The following is a 16,484-nucleotide window of genomic DNA, read 5'->3' on the forward strand; positions in this document are numbered from 1 at the left end:
CGCAGATTCCGAGTGGGGCCTGAATACACTGGGAACTGTCCAAAATTACGCGCGCCGCCTCGACAAAGGATCCAAGACTTCGTGAGCCAAGCTGACTCCCCGCAACCGCAGCGCATTCTGCTCGGGTGCGACACATTTTACCCCGATGTCAACGGCGCAGCCAGGTTCGCAGAGCGGCTCGCAGCGGGACTCGTGCGACGGGGTAATGATGTGCACGTCGTCGCGCCCTCGAAGACCTACGCCACCTCGGGGAGTTTCCTCGAAACCATCGAGGGTGAGCAAATGACTGTTCACCGATGGGCGAGCTGGCGCTGGTATCCGCACGACTGGCTGCGATTCGTACTGCCGTGGCGCGCAAGGTCGCATGCACGTAAGCTGCTCGACCGCGTGCGCCCCGACGTGATTCACATTCAGTCGCACATTATCGTCGGGCGTGCACTCGCCATCGAGGGACGTCGACGGGGCATCCGCATCGTTGCCACGAACCACGTCATGCCCGAGAATGTGCTCGACTTCACGCTGCTGCCCGAGCGGGCCAAGCGCGTGTTCGTGCGCTGGGCCTGGCGTGCAGCCGACCGCGTGCTGCGCCTCGCCTCCGCAGTCACCACCCCCACGCGTCGCGCCGCAGACTTCCTGGAGCGCAACACCCACCGCCGCGGTGTCTTGCCGGTGAGCTGCGGGCTGCGCGCTTCGGACTACGAGGCCAAGATTGGCCCGCGCGCCGAGCACAAGATTGTGTTCGTCGGGCGAGTGACCCTCGAAAAAGAGATCGACGTCATCTTGCGTGCGCTGCCGCGACTGGATCCGGCCCTAGGTGCGACCCTCACGATTGTGGGAGACGGCGACCAGCGTAAGAATCTCGAGAAGCTCACGAGCGAACTGGGCATTTCTGACCGTGTGACATTCACCGGCCGCGTCACCGACACCGAGCTGCGCGCGCACCTGACGGACGCAAGCGTGTTCGTGATCGCCTCGATCGCCGAGCTGCAGTCAATCGCCACGATGGAGGCGATGGCCTCTGGTCTGCCCATCGTTGCCGCGAACGCGATGGCACTGCCGCACCTGGTACACGAGGGTGAGAACGGCTTCCTGTTCCAGCCCGGCAACGACCGCGAGCTCGCTGACCGCATCAGCACGGTGCTCAACTTCGCCCCGGCCGAGTTCGAGGCGATGCAGCTTGCGTCGCTCGAAGCCGTCAAGGTGCACGACATCGATCGCACGCTCGACACATTCGAGGCGCTGTACCGCGGTGAGCAGGTCACGCGCTAATGCACGTGCTGATCGTCACCGACCAGCATCCCGAGTCGCTCGGGGGCGTGCAGGTGGCGATCCGCCTCCAGCGCAAGTTCCTCGAGCGGCTGGGGCATCGGGTGACGATCGCGGCACCCGCCCTGCATCGGGCGGGCTACGAGACCGCTGCTCCGGATCGCGCCGCCTATATCGATCTCCCGTCTCGGGCAATCACACGTGACCGCGAGTACGGTATCTCGTGGCCGGGTGCGCGCACCGACCGTGCGCTCGCGCGGGGGCTGCGCGGGCTTCCGCCAGTCGATCTCGTGCATATCCAGGGCGACTTCTGGGGTGCGCTTACGGGACTGCGTGCGGCGCGTGGCCTGCGGCTGCCGGTGGTGCACACGATGCACAACCACGTCGACGAGGGCACCCGAGCCGTGGCCCCAGTGCCCGGCGCTGCCAGGGTGGCGTTCGTTGGGCTCCGGGCCTGGCGGGGGCTCACTCTCGGACGGGTGCGCGGAACGATCGACGATCGCTCTCGCGGTGCCTGGCGCTACCTGGCCGAGCTCGCCGCACAGGCAGACCTCGTCACAGCACCGTCAGCGCACTTCGCCCAGACACTGCAGGCGCACGGCGTCGCCGGCTCCGTGCTCGTCACCCCCAATGGGGTGGACGACGATGCGATCGCGGCGGTGCGCGCGCAGCCGCGCAGCGAGCGCCGGCGCCCCAAGCTGGTGTGGCTCGGCCGAATGAGCCAGGAGAAGCGTGTACTCGAGTTCGTTGAAGCGATCGGGCGATCCGGTATCGATGCAGACATCGCGCTGCACGGCGCAGGCCTCCTGCTCCCCAAGATCGAGCGCCGGATCGAGGAGCTGGGGCTGGGGGACCGCGTGACGATCCCTGGGCCAGTGCCCTATGCCGAAGCGCTGGCGGCCATGCGCGATGCCGATGCGCTCGTGCAGACCTCGGTGGGGTTTGAAACGCAGGGGCTCACACCGTTCGAGGCCGCCGCACTCGGCACCCCCACGATCTTCTGCGATGCGGGCATTGCTGACGACGTCGCCGTCACCCCTGAGTGGCGCGTTGCCGATGCGAGCGTCGTGGCGCTCGCGGAGACGCTGACGTGCGCGGTCGGGGAGCTTGCCGCGGCGCTCCACGGCCGAGACACAGTTTCGCTCCGGGTGCCCGAGGCCGCCGCGTCGAGGTTTCTGCAGTCCGCGAGGGTGGCAGAGCTTGTGACCGTGTACGAGCGCGCGCTGAAGGCACGACGCTAGCCGCAACGACCGAGGGCCGGTGCCTCACCAGATGGTGAGGCACCGGCCCTCGGTTTTCCGGCCCCGAGAGGGGTCGGGAGGAATGCTAGAAGCGCCAGACGGCGGCTTCAAAGCCCGCGGGGGCTGAGGTACCCAATTCTCTTCCTTGGTAACGAGGCCAGAGCCGCCGGGGCTGTTCGACTGAATGATCGTGAACGTGCCGTCAGTGTTGACCTCGGTGATCATCACGGTGTGCACTCCCGTCACCCACGATGAGGGTGAGGCCATGTACTCATACTGAATGATGTCACCGGGAGCCGCGGTGGCAATGGTCATGCGAGTTGCATTGTCGTAGTTGGAGACGGGGTCGCCGCCACCGGTCCACGCGCCGCCGCCCTTCACGATCCATCGCTGTGCCGACATGATGCACTCGCCGGGGGCACTCCAGCCGGTGGGCCGGCTCGTGCCGATCTCTTCCTCGGCGAGTGCGATTGAAGCGGCTACGTCAAAGCCCGAGGGCACGTTTGCGATCTTTTCCATCGCCAGGATTGCGTCGACGGGAACGCCGGCGAGGGCGTCGTTCGTGGTCGCGAGCGTCTGTGTTGCGGCCGAAGCGGGCTGCGCTGCTGCGGCCGAAAAGTCGGTGATGGGGGTCTCAGCGTACGAAGGGGCCGTCCCGAATGCGAAGGTGATGCAGGCAACGAAGCCCACAATCGCAGCCTTGGCTGTGACGGAAAAATTCACGTACTACTCTCCTTGATTCCAACAGAAAGCGCTGGGCCTTGGGCCCGAGCGCCTCACCCAGTATGCGTTACCGTTCCGTTACTTTCAAGTTTCTGGAGAAATTTTCAGGTAGAGGGCCGTGGCTATTACGCGCCCGAAGTGTGTCGATTCGGGCTGAGGGGCGTTCCGCGATAGACTGATGCGCGCTGGCTTCTGCCAGTCAGGAGGATTCGCATAGCGGCCTAGTGCGCACGCCTGGAACGCGTGTTGGGTGTTAAAGCCCTCAGGGGTTCAAATCCCCTATCCTCCGCTTCAGAGAAAGCCCCCTACTTCGGTAGGGGGCTTTTTTGTTCCCTCCACACATCAAAACACCTGATCAGCAACCATTTTCGTTACCCGCCATCCGCGCCCCGCAAAAAGGGTTCACCCGCCCGCAACTGTATTCGCTACTGTAGATGCAACTGTACTCACTTTCACCCCTGCACCCCCGGAGCCCCCATGCGACCCGCCACCCCCGCAACGCCCGCCCGCACCCCCAAGCTCCGCGCCAACGGCGAAGGCTCCGTCTACGAACGCATCGTCCACGGAAAGTCCCTCGGATACGCCGCATCCATCCCCATCCAAGACCCCATCACCTACAAAACGCTCAAGCGCGTCACCGCCTACGGCCCCACCCCCGACATCGCCGTCGCCCGCCGCAACGCCAAAGTCGCCGCCTACCGCCGCGAAAAAGGCATCTACACGTATGAAGCGCAAGAGCGCCTCGACCGCGACATCAGAGACCCGGAACTGCGCTCCGCCTCCATGACCGTCGCAGAGCTGTGCTCCTCATGGCTGCGCGACCGCGAGCTCGCCGTCCGATCAGACCTCCTCCGAGGCTCCACCCTCGACACCTACCGCGCCACCATCAACACGCACATCCTCCCGTGGGCAGGCACGAACCGAGTGCAGGAGCTCACCCTCCTGAAAGTGAAAGATTTCCTCACCCGACAGCTCCTCGAAACGCCTGCCGTGATGAGCCGCACCACCCCACAACAGCTCCGGAAACGCGCCCGCCAAGAGGGCCTCACCTATGAGGCATACCTGAAGACACTCCCGAAGCTTTCACCCACCACCGTGAAAGCCGTCAAGGACACCCTCTCCATGCTGCTGCAGCACGGCATCGACCTTGACGTCCTCACCAAGAACGTCACCAAAAACATCACGGTCGGTGCGAAGCAGGTCTCCGAGGTGGAGGTTGAAGATTGGTGGGTGACCGCCCTCTTCGACTACATGCCCGAAACCGTCCCGAAGGTCGCTGACCGACTCCGATGGAATCTCGGCCTCACCCTCGGCCTCAGACAGTCCGAAGTGATCGGCCTCACCGATGACTCCTTCGTGCTCACCCCCACGACCGGTCAACCACCCCATGTGGTGATTCGTCAAGTGCTCGCCCTCGACATTCGTGTGCATGGCTGCGGGGACCAAAACACCAACAAAACATGGCAGTGCGGCCATAAGTACGCCGACAAATGCCCCCAAGCCGTCGGCACCGGAGCGCCCTTCATTGAAGGCTTCACCAAGTCATCCCGCAGCAAAAACGGCGGCGTGCGCCGCATCCCACTCACACCGCTCCTCGTGACGCTCGCCTCCAAGCATCTGAAAGAGCAGCGGAAGCTTCGCACTCTCCCCACCTTCACGCCACAACCCCACACAGGGCTCGGCCTGAAGAAGCTCAATCAGCTCGTCTTCACGCACCCTGACGGCACCCCCATCCGCCAAAAAACAGACAACGCGAGGTGGCACGCCCTCATCACCAACACGAACGCGTGCCTCACTGAAGCCGGGAAAGAAACGATCCCCACCCTGCGCGGCCACCTCCAACGCCACATCTCCGCCACGTTCCTCGCCCGTAACGGCACCCCCATCGAAATCGCGCAACAGATCATGGGGCACTCCACTACCGCGATGACCGCGTTCTATCAGCACCGAAACCTGCAGTCCCTCGTCCCTCACCTGAACGCTTCAGAGCTGCGCATGCAGTCAAACGACGCCACAGCCCCTAACGCGGCACAAGGCACCACAGCACCCGCTACGCCCCTCTTCCCGGTCCCAGCAGGCTCCATGGAAGCGCTCGCGCTGCTCGACGCTCAAGACAACGACGACACCGACGACACCAACGCATAACCCCAAACCCTGCATCGTCACCCCTACCGTGTGCGCCACCGTCACACCGTCAGATAGTAGAGAGTGACCACAGAACGGACCACAACTATGAACGCCACCCCCAACCGGATCACCGCCCACCATCTCGACCAAGCAGCCACCCACACCACCCCGGACGCCCTCACCACCCTGCTCCACGCCACCGGTATCACAGACCCATCCGTGCAGTACCTCACCCCACTCGCAGAGCTCCAAGCGCTAAAGCTCGTCCAAGCGATCCTCAATAACCCCCACCACCCCGAAGCCATTGAGACGATCCTCGCGCAACACCCCACCGACAGCATCAGAGTCCTCACCGCCCGCACCACCACCCGACCACACATCCTGCACGCCCTCAGCGCCGACCCCACACCTACAGTGCGTGCAGCCGTCGCCGAAAACCCCGCCACCCCACTCACCGCCCTCAAAACACTCATCGAGTGGGACGAATGGGGAACCACCCGCCTCGCCGCCGCCAAAAACATCACCCTCCGCCATCTCGCAGCCGCCCCAGCTACCGAACGGCTCCTCGACCGCCTCCACAACGACCCACGCGCATTCGTGCGCTACGCAGCCGCATGGGGATTCAACGAAGCCAACCAAGAGCAATGGGAACGCCAGCACCGCCACCTCGAAGACAGCGCCGACGCAGCCGACACGATGACCGAGCTCCTCGATACCAGTGAAGCCCTCAACAACTTCACAACAACATTCAGCGACATCCTCAACTTCAACCACGACGACGACACCCTCTCAGAGGAAGAACATGCTGAACGGACAAGGTTTTGGGAATGGCTCGAAACTTTTCGCTCAGAGCTTGACCACGAAGATGACCTCATAGAGCCCCTACCGGAAAGCACCCCCGTCCCTACAGACGCATGGAACCCGGACGAAGACCCGTGGAGCGAATACGACACAGAAGCCCTCCCCGCCTCCACACAAGCCCCCACAAGCTCACACAACCTGTTTCAGGAATAACCCCCACACCAACCCCCTCCTCGCGCCTATAGATCAACCAGGGCGCAGGAGGGGGTTCCTGTCCCACCACCCCAAAGATCATGCACACAATCGCGGGGGACCAAAAACACACCCTCACATCGCGCCCACCCACGATCCACGCCTAGGTATCCCTGTAACGGTTTTTCCTATCTCGATTTGAGACGCCACCCTTCACCTCTCCACCCCCATCCCCATCCCCACATACTCATCAATCCCCACCACTCACCTCAAACCTCATTCGTCATCAGCAAATAGTTCCCCCTTATTTAGAAGAGAAAAGGAAAAGAACTCCACCTCCACCCAACTCCCCACCTCCACCCAACACACACCCCCTTTCAGAAGAAAAAAGAAAAGAACTCACACTCCCAAAAGAGCCCAGCATCCCCACCCCCAATACAGCGAAGCGTCCGCCCACGAATCTCCACCACATCATCAACCCCGTCGAGACTCCACCACAACCCCTCTCCTCCACTCCCTTCGCTGCTACCGCTCCGCTCTCGCAGCTTGGGAGCTCCGTTCGGTGTGTGGCTCCGTCCTGTCGTGATCGCTGCTGTGGCTCCGTCGTGGCTCCGCCCTGCTGTATTGGGGGTGGGGATGTCTCTCTTCACCTGAGTCTGAGGTGACCTTCAGGTGTCTCTATTCGAGGAACTGTTTTTTGGTGAGCGACCGATACTAAGGGCATCACCCCTTTATCTCGATTGGAGACTCTCATGTCATTTCTTAAAACCTTCACCCTCACCGCTGCAGCTGTCCTCGCTCTTACGGTCGCCCCACTCTCTTCGGATGTGGCGCATGCCATTGAGACGCCTACAGACTCCGGCTATGCGACGACCATCACGATCACGGAGGACGGAGCCCTGTCCTCGTTCGCGGGTGGCCCCGGTGAGGCGCACCTCTTCACGTCGCCTACTGAGACGGTCATCTCGACTCCTCTGTCGGTGATCATCATCACTCAGGACGGCAGCATTTCTGCTCGTGCCGGGTGACCCACTTCATTGATCCCGCTTCACTCGCCGCCCCATGGACAGCTTCGGTTCTCTGTGGGGCGGCTTCTGTATATAGGGGGAGTGATCACTGTTCGGATGGGCTCGCATGTCCGAGGTGCAAGAGACACTGCAACTCCCACAGTGAAGGAGTGTCACCCATGGCTTCCACATCATCCCCTCAAAGCTCGCACCCTCAAGACCTCTCTGAGCTTGTCGGCTCTATCGAGGTAGAAGACCGCATCGCTGCTGCCTCCAACCCTGACCTCACCCCCGCCGACATCCTCACCCTCCTCAGTGACGAAGAGGTGGAGGTTAGGGAGACGCTCTGCGTCAACGCTGCCGTCTCCATCGAACAGTTGAAACTCCTCGCGGCGGATCGTGAAGCTTCGGTCAGGTTGATGATCGCAAGAGACCGGAAGATGCTCCCTGCTCTCTTGATCACCGCACTCTCCTTGGACGGCAATAAAGAAGTGGCTCAAACGGCACAGGAACACCCGAAGTATGGGGATGCCCTCAACGCTGTCCTGCTGCATGGCTGTGGGGTGGAGCCGAATCTCTCACGGGAGACGACTGTAGAGCTCCTCCGCATGATGGTGGACGTGTGGGCATGGCCGAACGGGGTTGAGGTCTGTGAGGAGATTCACCACCCAAACAACTAACCCACCGCACCTATTGGGGGCGATCCTGCAGCACACCACAGCTGTACGAGTCGCCCCTTTTTCTGTGTGTGGGTGCCTGTACGTGTGACTGACTTCGGTGGCCTAGAGATGACTGAGTAAGCCATGGGGGATTGGGGGATTGGGGGCGTGGATCGCGGGGGCGCTGCTGCCTGATCCCGCTCCTCCGGCCCCATCAATAGCGTGCAAACGAGAGGGACAAAAACGGCATAAACATGCGGATCATGAAACCGCCACAAAAAAGATTCCCACTGAAGCGGTCAAAAACAACGCACTTTCTGTGGGCTCTTTCGAGTCCTGTCATTCTGTAAATGTCAGCACGTCAACCCCTCAAACAAAAAAGAGAGGAGCCCGGCAGACCCCAACAAGAAACGGAAACGAAAACATGACGATCACTAATGTCACCCTCACCGAGACAACGCCTGAAGCGACTGAGCTTATGAGCACCCTCATCACAAAAGCCCTCACCTCCACTTGTGAGAGCACATGCTTCGAGGTCATGCTCAAGCTGAATGCTGCAGGTGAGAAGATTCCTGAAGCTCTCGCTGAGAGGGTTCTCGGCCCTCGATCCGATTTTGATGAGCGGATGAAAGCTATAGAGGACGAAAGGTTCATCTACTTCCTTGAAGAGAAGCTCGGGGAGCACACTACGGACGAGCATGAGCTCCGTGCCATCGCCACCATACTCAGTATCTATCAATGCAATGAGCAGTATGGCGGTTGTGAATGCGAGTACTTCGAGCTCCTCGACGTGCTCCATGAGAAGGCAGATAAGTACGGCATGCGGGACTGTGTGACAGACAGCGCCCTTGAATCCTTAGCCTATGAGTTGGCGTACAACGATTGGCTAGGCCGCTCAAACCTCAGCGCATAAATGTGGAACAAGCCACAGGGCTACTCATCGACCATGAAGCCCGATGAAGTTCACTACCTCTGACGATCCACGAAGGGGAGTAGGCCACACCCACCCGACATGCTAACCAAACGGTCCTGCAGCATACGAACAGCTGCAGGACCGTTTCTTGTATCCCCACTCACGGCGAAGAGATTTGAGACCTCTACGAGATAAGCCCTTGGCGGATTGAGGGCGTGGATCGTGGGGGTGGGGGTGTGTGATCCGCTCTTCCGTCCCTGCTAATAGCGTGCACGAGCAAGGGACAAAAAACGGCACAAACATGCGGATCATGGAACCGTCACAAAAAGATTCCCACTGAGACAGCTCAAAACGGCCCTTTCGACGTGGGCTCTTTCGACTTCTGTCATTCTGTAAATGTCAGCCCGTCCACCTCAACCCAACGGAGGAGGAACCACAGCAGACCTAAACAGAAATGGAAACAAAAACATGACCACCAACCTCACCAAAGCATCATCCGCAGCAGCAGAAATCACCTACATTTTTAAGCTTGAAGACATAGCAGGCAGTTTCAGGAGCGCTCTTCTCAAGGAGGTTATTGATGCCATAGATGAAAGCACCTACTTTGAGGTGATCCGGTCCCTAGCTGCTTCACATGACGAAGTTCCTTTCTCGCTGCTTGAAAAAATGCATGATCCGGGAGTGACGCAAAATGCTGACCCGAGCGAATGCTTCAAGCTTCTGACCCACCTCATCTCGACAGGTCTTCACCGTCTCCCATACCCACTCTTTGAGCGGGCATGCGTTGAGGAGGTGGTCCGGTCTGCTGATGCTGAGACCTGTTATGACGTGCTGACTGAGCTTGGCTTCTCAGACCAACCCGTACCTCGCCCACTCGCCAAAAGGGCGCTTACTTTGTGGGGGAGCGATGTCCCCGACGATTTTGGGTTTGACGTACCGGAGGCGGTTTTTCGCGCGGCTGACCCGAACACTTCTTTCGCAGTGGTGAGTGAGCGAATCGAAGAAATCTTAGACCTCCCCTTCTCACTGATTGAGAGCGCAAGCGTTAGTGATGCTCTCCTCACCGCTGACCCGAACATTTCTTTCTCGATACTGCGTGAGCTCATCAAGGCCGACCTGCCGCTCCCCTACTCACTCATAGAGAGGGCCTGCAGTAGCGAAGCTTTCCTCGCCGACCCGGACTTCACTTTCATCGTGCTGACCGCGCTTGACGCTTCATCCGCAGACAGCATCCCACGCCCGCTCGCCGATAGTGCACTTGGCATATGGCAGCGAGTCCTTACAGCTCCTGAGGAAGTGCTTAGCGAGTACTACTATGACTGCGAGCTCAGCGACCTATATGAAGCTCTCGCACCTGCTGCCGCTCCCCGCGCATGCTTCAACGCGATACTCTCCCTCGCAGCTCTAGGGAAAGAACTACCCCTCCCCCTTGTGGAGGAAGCGCTCGGGCTACCTGCATGGTGGAGCTTCATTGACGACCTCGCACAGCACTACGACGAGAACTGCCCTGACTCTAACCACGACAAACACGAAGGGTGCCTCCACGAGGTTCTTGACAATATCCTCGTGGAGCTCGCTGACAACTTTGGCCTTGAAGAGGAGTACGCCGCGCATGGCGTTGAGCTCACGGACATCTTGATGGATACATGCCGGGGGTAAGTAGGAAAGGCATGCACAGTATTAATGGGGGACTAATCGTGCCCGACCCACTTCGATCCCATTGAATAAGCGTGCACAAATGGGGACAAATCATGATCCCGCCCACGCCGTGAACGGCTGAGTAACCCTCAAGGCTGCACACGAAGATGCCGCCCAACTCACCGCCCATGCGCTCGGTGCTTGTCGCTCAGCGCATCCTGCAAAGCTTTGAGGTTATCTAAACCCTCAAAGCCTGCAAAACCCCGCTCGTGTCTGCTTCTGAGACGCGAGCCGTTAGATATATATCAGGTAACCAATCGAACAACTGTCGAGAGGAGCCCACCCCAAAAATCACAATCCAAAGGAGAAATAAGAATGAACACCGAAGAGACCACCGCCAACACGAACAACAACCTTGATACCTACCCGCCCGTAGCTACAGAGGAATCAAGCGAAAACCATAGCCTTCATGATCCTGCCGACTACACCATATGGGGGCAGGGCAGTCAGGGCGAGCCTGTGCTCATAATGACAGTCACTCATACGAGTGCATGATGGTGCATGTGGGTGAAATAGCACCACTCACCACCGCCCCGCCCTGCTCAGTCAAAACCGAGTTGGGCGGGGCTCGTTTTTTGTCCCCACGACTATGCACACATTTAACGGGGACAGAAACGAGGCTCACACCCGGAAACCGGATAGTGCCATCCTCATCCACCACCACCCGAAACCCCGAAAGCCTGCAAAGTTTCGTTTTGTGCGTCTCAAAATCGACCGCCGTTAGGTATGTAAATAAGCCCCCATTCAGGCTTACTTACCGAAAAGAGACACAAAATGAATATCGCCACCCTGACCCCCGCAGACCGCTTCAGCGAAGACCTCATCCACGACTTCGATGAAGGCTTCGTTGGATACCAAGTCGCCGAGCCTTTCAATATCCGTGAGAAGCTCGCTCTCCCGGAGTGGGACCTCACCTTCGATGACGCCCTCACCTACAGTGATCAGAGCCTGATCGCAAAGCACCCCACAGTCTCGGAAACGAGCCTCCTCATTCTTGCGATGCGTGAGGATACGACGGTCTACGCACTCCTCCAAATCGCAGAGAACACCCAAAACCCCTCCGTCACGAATACAGTGCTGCGCGAAGTAGGGTCCCGTCTTGAAGACTGCTCCGTCGCAGCTGCAGTAATCGCAGAGCACCCCTCAGTCGGTCTTGAGCTGCTCGCAGACCTAATGGAGAGGGAGCTTACCCGGACTGTCCGCTCCATCATCTTCATTGAAGCTTGTGTCGAGAGCTACTACTTCTCTGAGGCGTGCCACCTACTCGCTGCTCGCGACGTGCCCCTGCCTGAGTGTTGGCAGGCTCGCCTCATCGCTGAAGCTGCACACCTCTCGATGACCTGCCTCGACGCAGAGACCCTCACTGCCCTCGAAGGGTGGATGTAAATCATGGATAGCTTGAGTAACCTCGACCTTATTGAGCTCCTGCATCTCGCGGAAACCTCAACCTCAGCTGACACTCTCGACCACCTCATCGAGCACACCCGCTTCGTCACGATCCAAGAGACCGCCCTCGCCAATCGCCACATCTCTCGCGACACCGTTGAGCGCCTCAGTGAGGACTACTTCCACCCGCTTTACTACTCTGCGCGAGAGCGGCTCAAAAAAATGCGGAGAAGCACCTGAACGCCTCACATCAATCAGCCGATACTAAGTATGAGGAAATCTTTCTCCTCTATCTCTCGGTATCAAAAGAACCGCCCCCTCTTCGTCGTCATGGAGGGGGCGGTTCTTTTTGTCTGCAGGTGACTGCTCTGCCGCTTCTTCTGACGCCCTACAGCCTGACTCGCTGTAGGGCGTTTTTGGTGTCTGAAATCGGGGCGCTCAAGACCCTCCTATCTGCCGATATTTATTCACGAACGATGTCCCCCTCTGTCCTGAGTGTAGGGGGAGGCACTTACCGAATGAAGAAAGAAGGTTACAAATATGTGTAGATCAATCGCTGATGGGGGCCGCCGATGCCCGGGAACCGGACCGGCAAAATCGGACACACCCCTCGCCTCTGCCCCGAAGCTGTCGAGGGTGGGAGTTGATACCGCCCCACCCTCGACAGCTTCGCCACCCACTTCGCCAACGCCTGAGTCTGCCCCGTCACTAAATCCGGAGACGGAGAACTTTAACATTCTCCTCACAGCTGACCCTAAGGAGTGGCTCGCCCGTCCATGGAAGCTGCGAAAGAAAATCATCGAAGATGCACTTGGTGAAGCTGTGGAAATCCTCATGGAGCATCCTGACGTGAAAAATGAAGGCCCCGGGTATGTGTATGACTCTGCCCCCACATTCGACAGATGGAGTCAATCCACCACCACTCTCGGAAAGGCTCGGCTGAGCTACTACACAGCTGCACCCCACCGTTTCACGCGCACCATCGAACTATCAGACAAGCGGGGACGCTATGCAGAGCCGAGAACCCTCGCCATCCTCCTCGCTCATGAACTCGCCCACACCCTCGCGCCCCCAAGTGCTGCACATGGTGAGACGTGGGTGAAAATGTTTCGCCTCACACAGGCCGCGCTTCAGGTGCCTGAAACCTCAACCTCTACTCACACCCCCACAGACATTGAGTACGCCGCTGAGCTCGCCGCCGCCAAGAAAAAGCGAGAGAACGCCCCATGGCAGGGGACATGCCCTCAAGGGCACGCATATGCTCGTGGACGCAAACCGGCAGGTCGCTATAGCTGCCGCCCATGTCTTGAAGACCGGAAGCCCGCCACCATCACTTTTACTCGTAACGAAAATAGAGGAGGTGGAAAGAAATGAATCCGTCACATACTGAGCTCGAAACTGTACTCGACCCTGTCGCAGACATTCAGTGGCAGAGCATCACAACCTACGACGCGGATGGCCTCATCATCAGTGTCGAAATCGACTAACTGCACACGCACGCATGAACCCCCTCCCGGCCCGGTGAGGGGGTTCATGCGTGCGTGTGGGACGTAGCTGAAAACTGCTGCAGGCCACTCTTCAGTCTGAGACGCACGCATGAGCCCAATCTCCCGATATATATCCGTGACCCCCACAGATATCAAGGAGAACCCTCATGAGCTACCCCACACCACCCGTCCACCTCACTACCGAGCAGGACCCGAAAGCCACTCCCAAGCGTGTAGCAGTGATCGCCCTTATCCTGCTGCTCATAACGGCAGGCATCCTCGCGCTTCTCATCTCGCTGCTTCCAAAGCCTGCCCCTGTGAAGCCCGCACCGAAGCCTGCCACCCCAACGGTTGAGGAGCCCGCCCTGATCGAGGAGCTCATCACTCTCCGTCAGGGCTTCAAGAAAGCACCCTCATGGACCTGCCTCTCGGCGGAAGGGGTCATCACTCTGAGTGACACCGCCCCGAAGCGTGAAGACTTGTGGGCTCCCATGACCAAGAAAGCAGCCCTCTCTAACGGTGGCGAACAGGTCGCATGGGGAACCCCGTCCTGCACTCTTTTTATTCAGCCCACTGACGACAACACCGCCCGCATGAACACCCTCATCACCGAAGCCGGAGCAGCCGCAGGCGCAGACGAATATGCCGACCTCGACGCTGACGGCATGTATCTCGTGAAAGTCACGACCGCTTCAGGGGCTGATGACCCCTACGTGGGAGTGGACGCTGTAGCCCTCTCACTGCTTCGCGCTCGTGATGGAGTGGGCACCCACACAGACCCGGTTCCCGTAGGCGCTCCGACTCCTGAAGTTTTTGAGCTGCTGCGCGCCACCACGACTGCCACAGACGACAGCCTCAGGGAGATGGAGGAGGTGAGCGATGAGACAGTCAGTAAGGTCATCAAAATACTTACTGATGTACAGCACTAGTCACGAATATAGTTTCCTCACAAACACGACGCCCCCACTCAATAAATCTGAGTGGGGGCGTCGTTGTGCTTTCATCACCAAGGGGGGTCAAGCCGCTTCCTCACCGCTGACCTTCTTCCCGTGAGCTTTACGCGTGCGCTGCAGCTGCGTTTGTATGAGGCCCTCATAGAGGGTGGTGAGCTTCTCGCTCGTGACAGCTCCTCGCATCTGCGCCGCATGCTCGATCTGCGCGAAAGTCTCCACCTCTGACTTCTGTCGAGGTTTCGCCATATGGCTCCCGCGCTGACGCGGATCAATCCCGAGCACGCGCCGCCTGATCAGATCAGCGACTGTGAGATTGAAAACCTCTGCCTCCGCTTCAGCCCTTTCTCGTGCCTCATCAGAAAGACTCACAGTAGGGGAGGAGGCTATGGTCCGCTCTGAAGACTGCGGCCGACGCCCCACATTTGTCTGCGCTCCACTCTGTAGTCGAATGAATCCTGCAGTCTCATCCCCTGCGGATACAGCGGTGAAGAGTGGAGGGCGAGTCAGGAGGTCCTCCACAAACGCGGTCACGCTCTTACCTGCAGCGGTAGCCCGCTCCCGCAGGTCACCCATCTCCGACTCAGTGAGATTCAAGCGCTGATGCTTTGGATGAATGCGCGGGGGAGTACCCTCACCGCCCTGCTTCATGTCCTCTCGTATACCCTTCCGGGCTTCCTCTGCCTCGCGGCGAGCTTGAGCGGCTTCAGCCCGCTCGGTTTTCCTGCGCCCTATCTCTTCGATACTGCCCGCGAGCTCGGCGATCCACGCGCGATTCTCTTCAAGCTTTCCGCCTGCAGCCGCCTTCTTCTCTTCAAGGCGTTCACGCTGCGCCGGGGTGAGCTCTCCCTGCAGCTGCTGCTCCATCTTTTCGAGCAGCTGTATCGCCCTCTCTTCTCGCCTCTCTGCTGCCTCTAGCTTCTGCTTTGTGTGGGGGAGGCACCGCTGTCCTCCATCACTTTTTGATCTGCACATCTTTTCTGTCCTAACTTTTTGCGAAGCTCGTGTCGGCCTCGCAAGTAGTTATCGGCAGATTGGTCCCTCTCGATACCGTGCATGGATGAGGAAACTCATTTTGTCCCCTGATCCATGCACACATATGGCGGGACAAAAGTGGGGCCCTCTCGCGCACCCTGCACCCCCGAGGTACAAATCCCCCAAGGCCCCCTCGATGCGTGAAAGCGCCCGATCCACCAAGCCCCCAAATCTGTACCCCAAGGGTGCAAAACGGGCCATCTTCCCAAAAACCCCGGAAAATGGATTCTGAGACACTTTCATGGGCGGGGGTGTCCGAGTGTGCCACTTCCGCCCCAAAGTGCGTTAAAACGGCCCCTGTGTGCGTTTGGGACCCTGTTTTGAGATATTTGAGACATAAGGAAAAGCAATAGCAGGCAAAACCCCACCTTATTGCAATGTCGGTGGCTGACGCGAAGATGTACCCATCACCTACAAAACCGCTATATGAGCCCACGGAAGGAAACCTCATGGCCACACTTCTCACCCCCGCCACCATCACCACCGTTCGCGGCATGGTCTCCCTCGCTGAAGCAGCTCACCTGACCGGCTCTTCACTCGGACGCTTCCGCTACAACCGCCCCCGCCTGCAGGAGCTCGGTGCGACTATCACCGAAAAATCTTGGGCCATCCCGCTCGCCGCCCTCGTGAAGATGGAATGGCTCACCCCCGCTCAAGCTGCAGAAGTAAAGCCCTCACCGCTCGACCTCGCACAGGACCGAATCGCAGAGCTCGAAGCGCAGCTCGCCTCTACTCGCGAAGAGCTCGCTGCTGTACAAGCAGAAGCAGGAGCACGTCGCACCCTCTTCGGACGTCGCCGCTGAAAGATTCCGGGGCAGCTCCCCACCTCAATAGAACCCCTGCACTTCGTTGAAAGTGTGGGGGTTTTCTTTCTCCGCCACCCCGCTGTCACGCATCAAGGTGACCATTTCTGCACATCTCGAAATGGAAAGCCGATACATAGAGGTGTGATCTAGCGAGCTCGCTCGTGAAGGGTCACCTCAATCAATCACAAAGGAG

General features: G+C 59.3%; 14 protein-coding genes and 1 tRNA gene. 13 read left to right on the plus strand and 2 right to left on the minus strand.

The features are described from left to right. Window positions 1–81: 81 nt before the first annotated feature. Both C795_RS0106635 and C795_RS0106640 read left to right on the plus strand, forming a co-directional pair. On the plus strand, window positions 82–1,269 hold the full coding sequence (locus C795_RS0106635; protein ID WP_017792972.1) for a glycosyltransferase: 1,188 nt from the start codon (window positions 82–84) through the stop codon (window positions 1,267–1,269). Further along, window positions 1,269–2,507 (plus strand): glycosyltransferase, encoded by a 1,239-nt coding sequence (locus C795_RS0106640; RefSeq protein ID WP_017792973.1) that lies wholly within the window; start codon window positions 1,269–1,271, stop codon window positions 2,505–2,507. The genes C795_RS0106635 and C795_RS0106640 overlap by 1 nt, the downstream gene beginning before the upstream one ends. 24 nt (window positions 2,508–2,531) lie before the next feature. Here the strand turns inward: C795_RS0106640 and C795_RS16285 are convergent, their stop codons facing one another. Continuing rightward, window positions 2,532–3,230 carry a lipase gene (locus tag C795_RS16285; protein ID WP_232225451.1) on the minus strand — a complete coding sequence of 233 codons (699 nt, stop codon included), beginning with the start codon at window positions 3,228–3,230 and terminating at the stop codon, window positions 2,532–2,534. A 202-nt stretch (window positions 3,231–3,432) separates the two neighbouring features. Here C795_RS16285 and C795_RS0106650 point away from each other — a divergent pair. The 10 genes from C795_RS0106650 (at window position 3,433) to C795_RS0106700 (ending at window position 14,429) form a co-directional block, all read left to right on the plus strand. Beyond that, window positions 3,433–3,519: transfer RNA gene (locus C795_RS0106650), tRNA-Ser, on the plus strand. Between the two features lie 188 nt (window positions 3,520–3,707). After that, on the plus strand, window positions 3,708–5,375 hold the full coding sequence (locus C795_RS0106655; protein ID WP_017792974.1) for a tyrosine-type recombinase/integrase: 1,668 nt from the start codon (window positions 3,708–3,710) through the stop codon (window positions 5,373–5,375). A gap of 87 nt (window positions 5,376–5,462) precedes the next feature. Then, entirely contained in the window at window positions 5,463–6,371 is a 909-nt protein-coding gene (locus C795_RS0106660; RefSeq protein WP_017792975.1) for a HEAT repeat domain-containing protein, read from the plus strand. 731 nt (window positions 6,372–7,102) lie between these two features. Then, the gene (locus C795_RS0106665) at window positions 7,103–7,378 is read left to right on the plus strand and encodes a hypothetical protein (protein ID WP_017792976.1); all 276 of its coding nucleotides are present in this window, start codon (window positions 7,103–7,105) and stop codon (window positions 7,376–7,378) included. Window positions 7,379–7,536: 158 nt separating this feature from the next. Beyond that, window positions 7,537–8,037 carry a hypothetical protein gene (locus tag C795_RS0106670; protein ID WP_017792977.1) on the plus strand — a complete coding sequence of 167 codons (501 nt, stop codon included), beginning with the start codon at window positions 7,537–7,539 and terminating at the stop codon, window positions 8,035–8,037. 403 nt (window positions 8,038–8,440) lie between these two features. Further along, the gene (locus C795_RS0106675) at window positions 8,441–8,929 is read left to right on the plus strand and encodes a hypothetical protein (RefSeq protein ID WP_017792978.1); all 489 of its coding nucleotides are present in this window, start codon (window positions 8,441–8,443) and stop codon (window positions 8,927–8,929) included. A 468-nt stretch (window positions 8,930–9,397) separates the two neighbouring features. Further along, complete coding sequence (locus C795_RS0106680) at window positions 9,398–10,588, plus strand: hypothetical protein (RefSeq protein ID WP_017792979.1); 1,191 nt, start codon at window positions 9,398–9,400, stop codon at window positions 10,586–10,588. A gap of 813 nt (window positions 10,589–11,401) precedes the next feature. Next, on the plus strand, window positions 11,402–12,013 hold the full coding sequence (locus C795_RS0106685) for a hypothetical protein (protein WP_017792981.1): 612 nt from the start codon (window positions 11,402–11,404) through the stop codon (window positions 12,011–12,013). 3 nt (window positions 12,014–12,016) lie between these two features. Then, on the plus strand, window positions 12,017–12,253 hold the full coding sequence (locus C795_RS0106690) for a hypothetical protein (RefSeq protein ID WP_017792982.1): 237 nt from the start codon (window positions 12,017–12,019) through the stop codon (window positions 12,251–12,253). Window positions 12,254–13,667: 1,414 nt separating this feature from the next. Beyond that, a complete protein-coding gene (locus tag C795_RS0106700) occupies window positions 13,668–14,429 on the plus strand; it encodes a hypothetical protein (RefSeq protein WP_017792984.1) in 762 nt (253 codons plus the stop codon). Between the two features lie 87 nt (window positions 14,430–14,516). On the opposite strand, the gene C795_RS0106705 is transcribed toward C795_RS0106700, so the two are convergent. Next, complete coding sequence (locus C795_RS0106705) at window positions 14,517–15,425, minus strand: hypothetical protein (RefSeq protein ID WP_017792985.1); 909 nt, start codon at window positions 15,423–15,425, stop codon at window positions 14,517–14,519. 509 nt (window positions 15,426–15,934) lie between these two features. On the opposite strand from C795_RS0106705, the gene C795_RS0106710 reads away from it, so the two are divergent. Continuing rightward, complete coding sequence (locus C795_RS0106710) at window positions 15,935–16,288, plus strand: hypothetical protein (RefSeq protein WP_017792986.1); 354 nt, start codon at window positions 15,935–15,937, stop codon at window positions 16,286–16,288. Window positions 16,289–16,484: the final 196 nt, after the last annotated feature.

This window comes from Leucobacter salsicius M1-8 (assembly GCF_000350525.1).
In the GTDB taxonomy this organism is placed as follows: domain Bacteria; phylum Actinomycetota; class Actinomycetes; order Actinomycetales; family Microbacteriaceae; genus Leucobacter; species Leucobacter salsicius.

What these genes read in the sequence shown, in the direction of transcription:
- C795_RS0106640 (WP_017792973.1), top strand. Translation starts at nt 1,269, where the DNA reads ATGCACGTGCTGATCGTCACCGACCAGCATCCCGAGTCGCTCGGGGGC.
- C795_RS0106655 (WP_017792974.1), top strand. Translation starts at nt 3,708, where the DNA reads ATGCGACCCGCCACCCCCGCAACGCCCGCCCGCACCCCCAAGCTCCGC.
- C795_RS0106660 (WP_017792975.1), top strand. Translation starts at nt 5,463, where the DNA reads ATGAACGCCACCCCCAACCGGATCACCGCCCACCATCTCGACCAAGCA.
- C795_RS0106665 (WP_017792976.1), top strand. Translation starts at nt 7,103, where the DNA reads ATGTCATTTCTTAAAACCTTCACCCTCACCGCTGCAGCTGTCCTCGCT.
- C795_RS0106670 (WP_017792977.1), top strand. Translation starts at nt 7,537, where the DNA reads ATGGCTTCCACATCATCCCCTCAAAGCTCGCACCCTCAAGACCTCTCT.
- C795_RS0106675 (WP_017792978.1), top strand. Translation starts at nt 8,441, where the DNA reads ATGACGATCACTAATGTCACCCTCACCGAGACAACGCCTGAAGCGACT.
- C795_RS0106680 (WP_017792979.1), top strand. Translation starts at nt 9,398, where the DNA reads ATGACCACCAACCTCACCAAAGCATCATCCGCAGCAGCAGAAATCACC.
- C795_RS0106685 (WP_017792981.1), top strand. Translation starts at nt 11,402, where the DNA reads ATGAATATCGCCACCCTGACCCCCGCAGACCGCTTCAGCGAAGACCTC.
- C795_RS0106690 (WP_017792982.1), top strand. Translation starts at nt 12,017, where the DNA reads ATGGATAGCTTGAGTAACCTCGACCTTATTGAGCTCCTGCATCTCGCG.
- C795_RS0106700 (WP_017792984.1), top strand. Translation starts at nt 13,668, where the DNA reads ATGAGCTACCCCACACCACCCGTCCACCTCACTACCGAGCAGGACCCG.
- C795_RS0106705 (WP_017792985.1), bottom strand. Translation starts at nt 15,425, where the DNA reads ATGTGCAGATCAAAAAGTGATGGAGGACAGCGGTGCCTCCCCCACACA.
- C795_RS0106710 (WP_017792986.1), top strand. Translation starts at nt 15,935, where the DNA reads ATGGCCACACTTCTCACCCCCGCCACCATCACCACCGTTCGCGGCATG.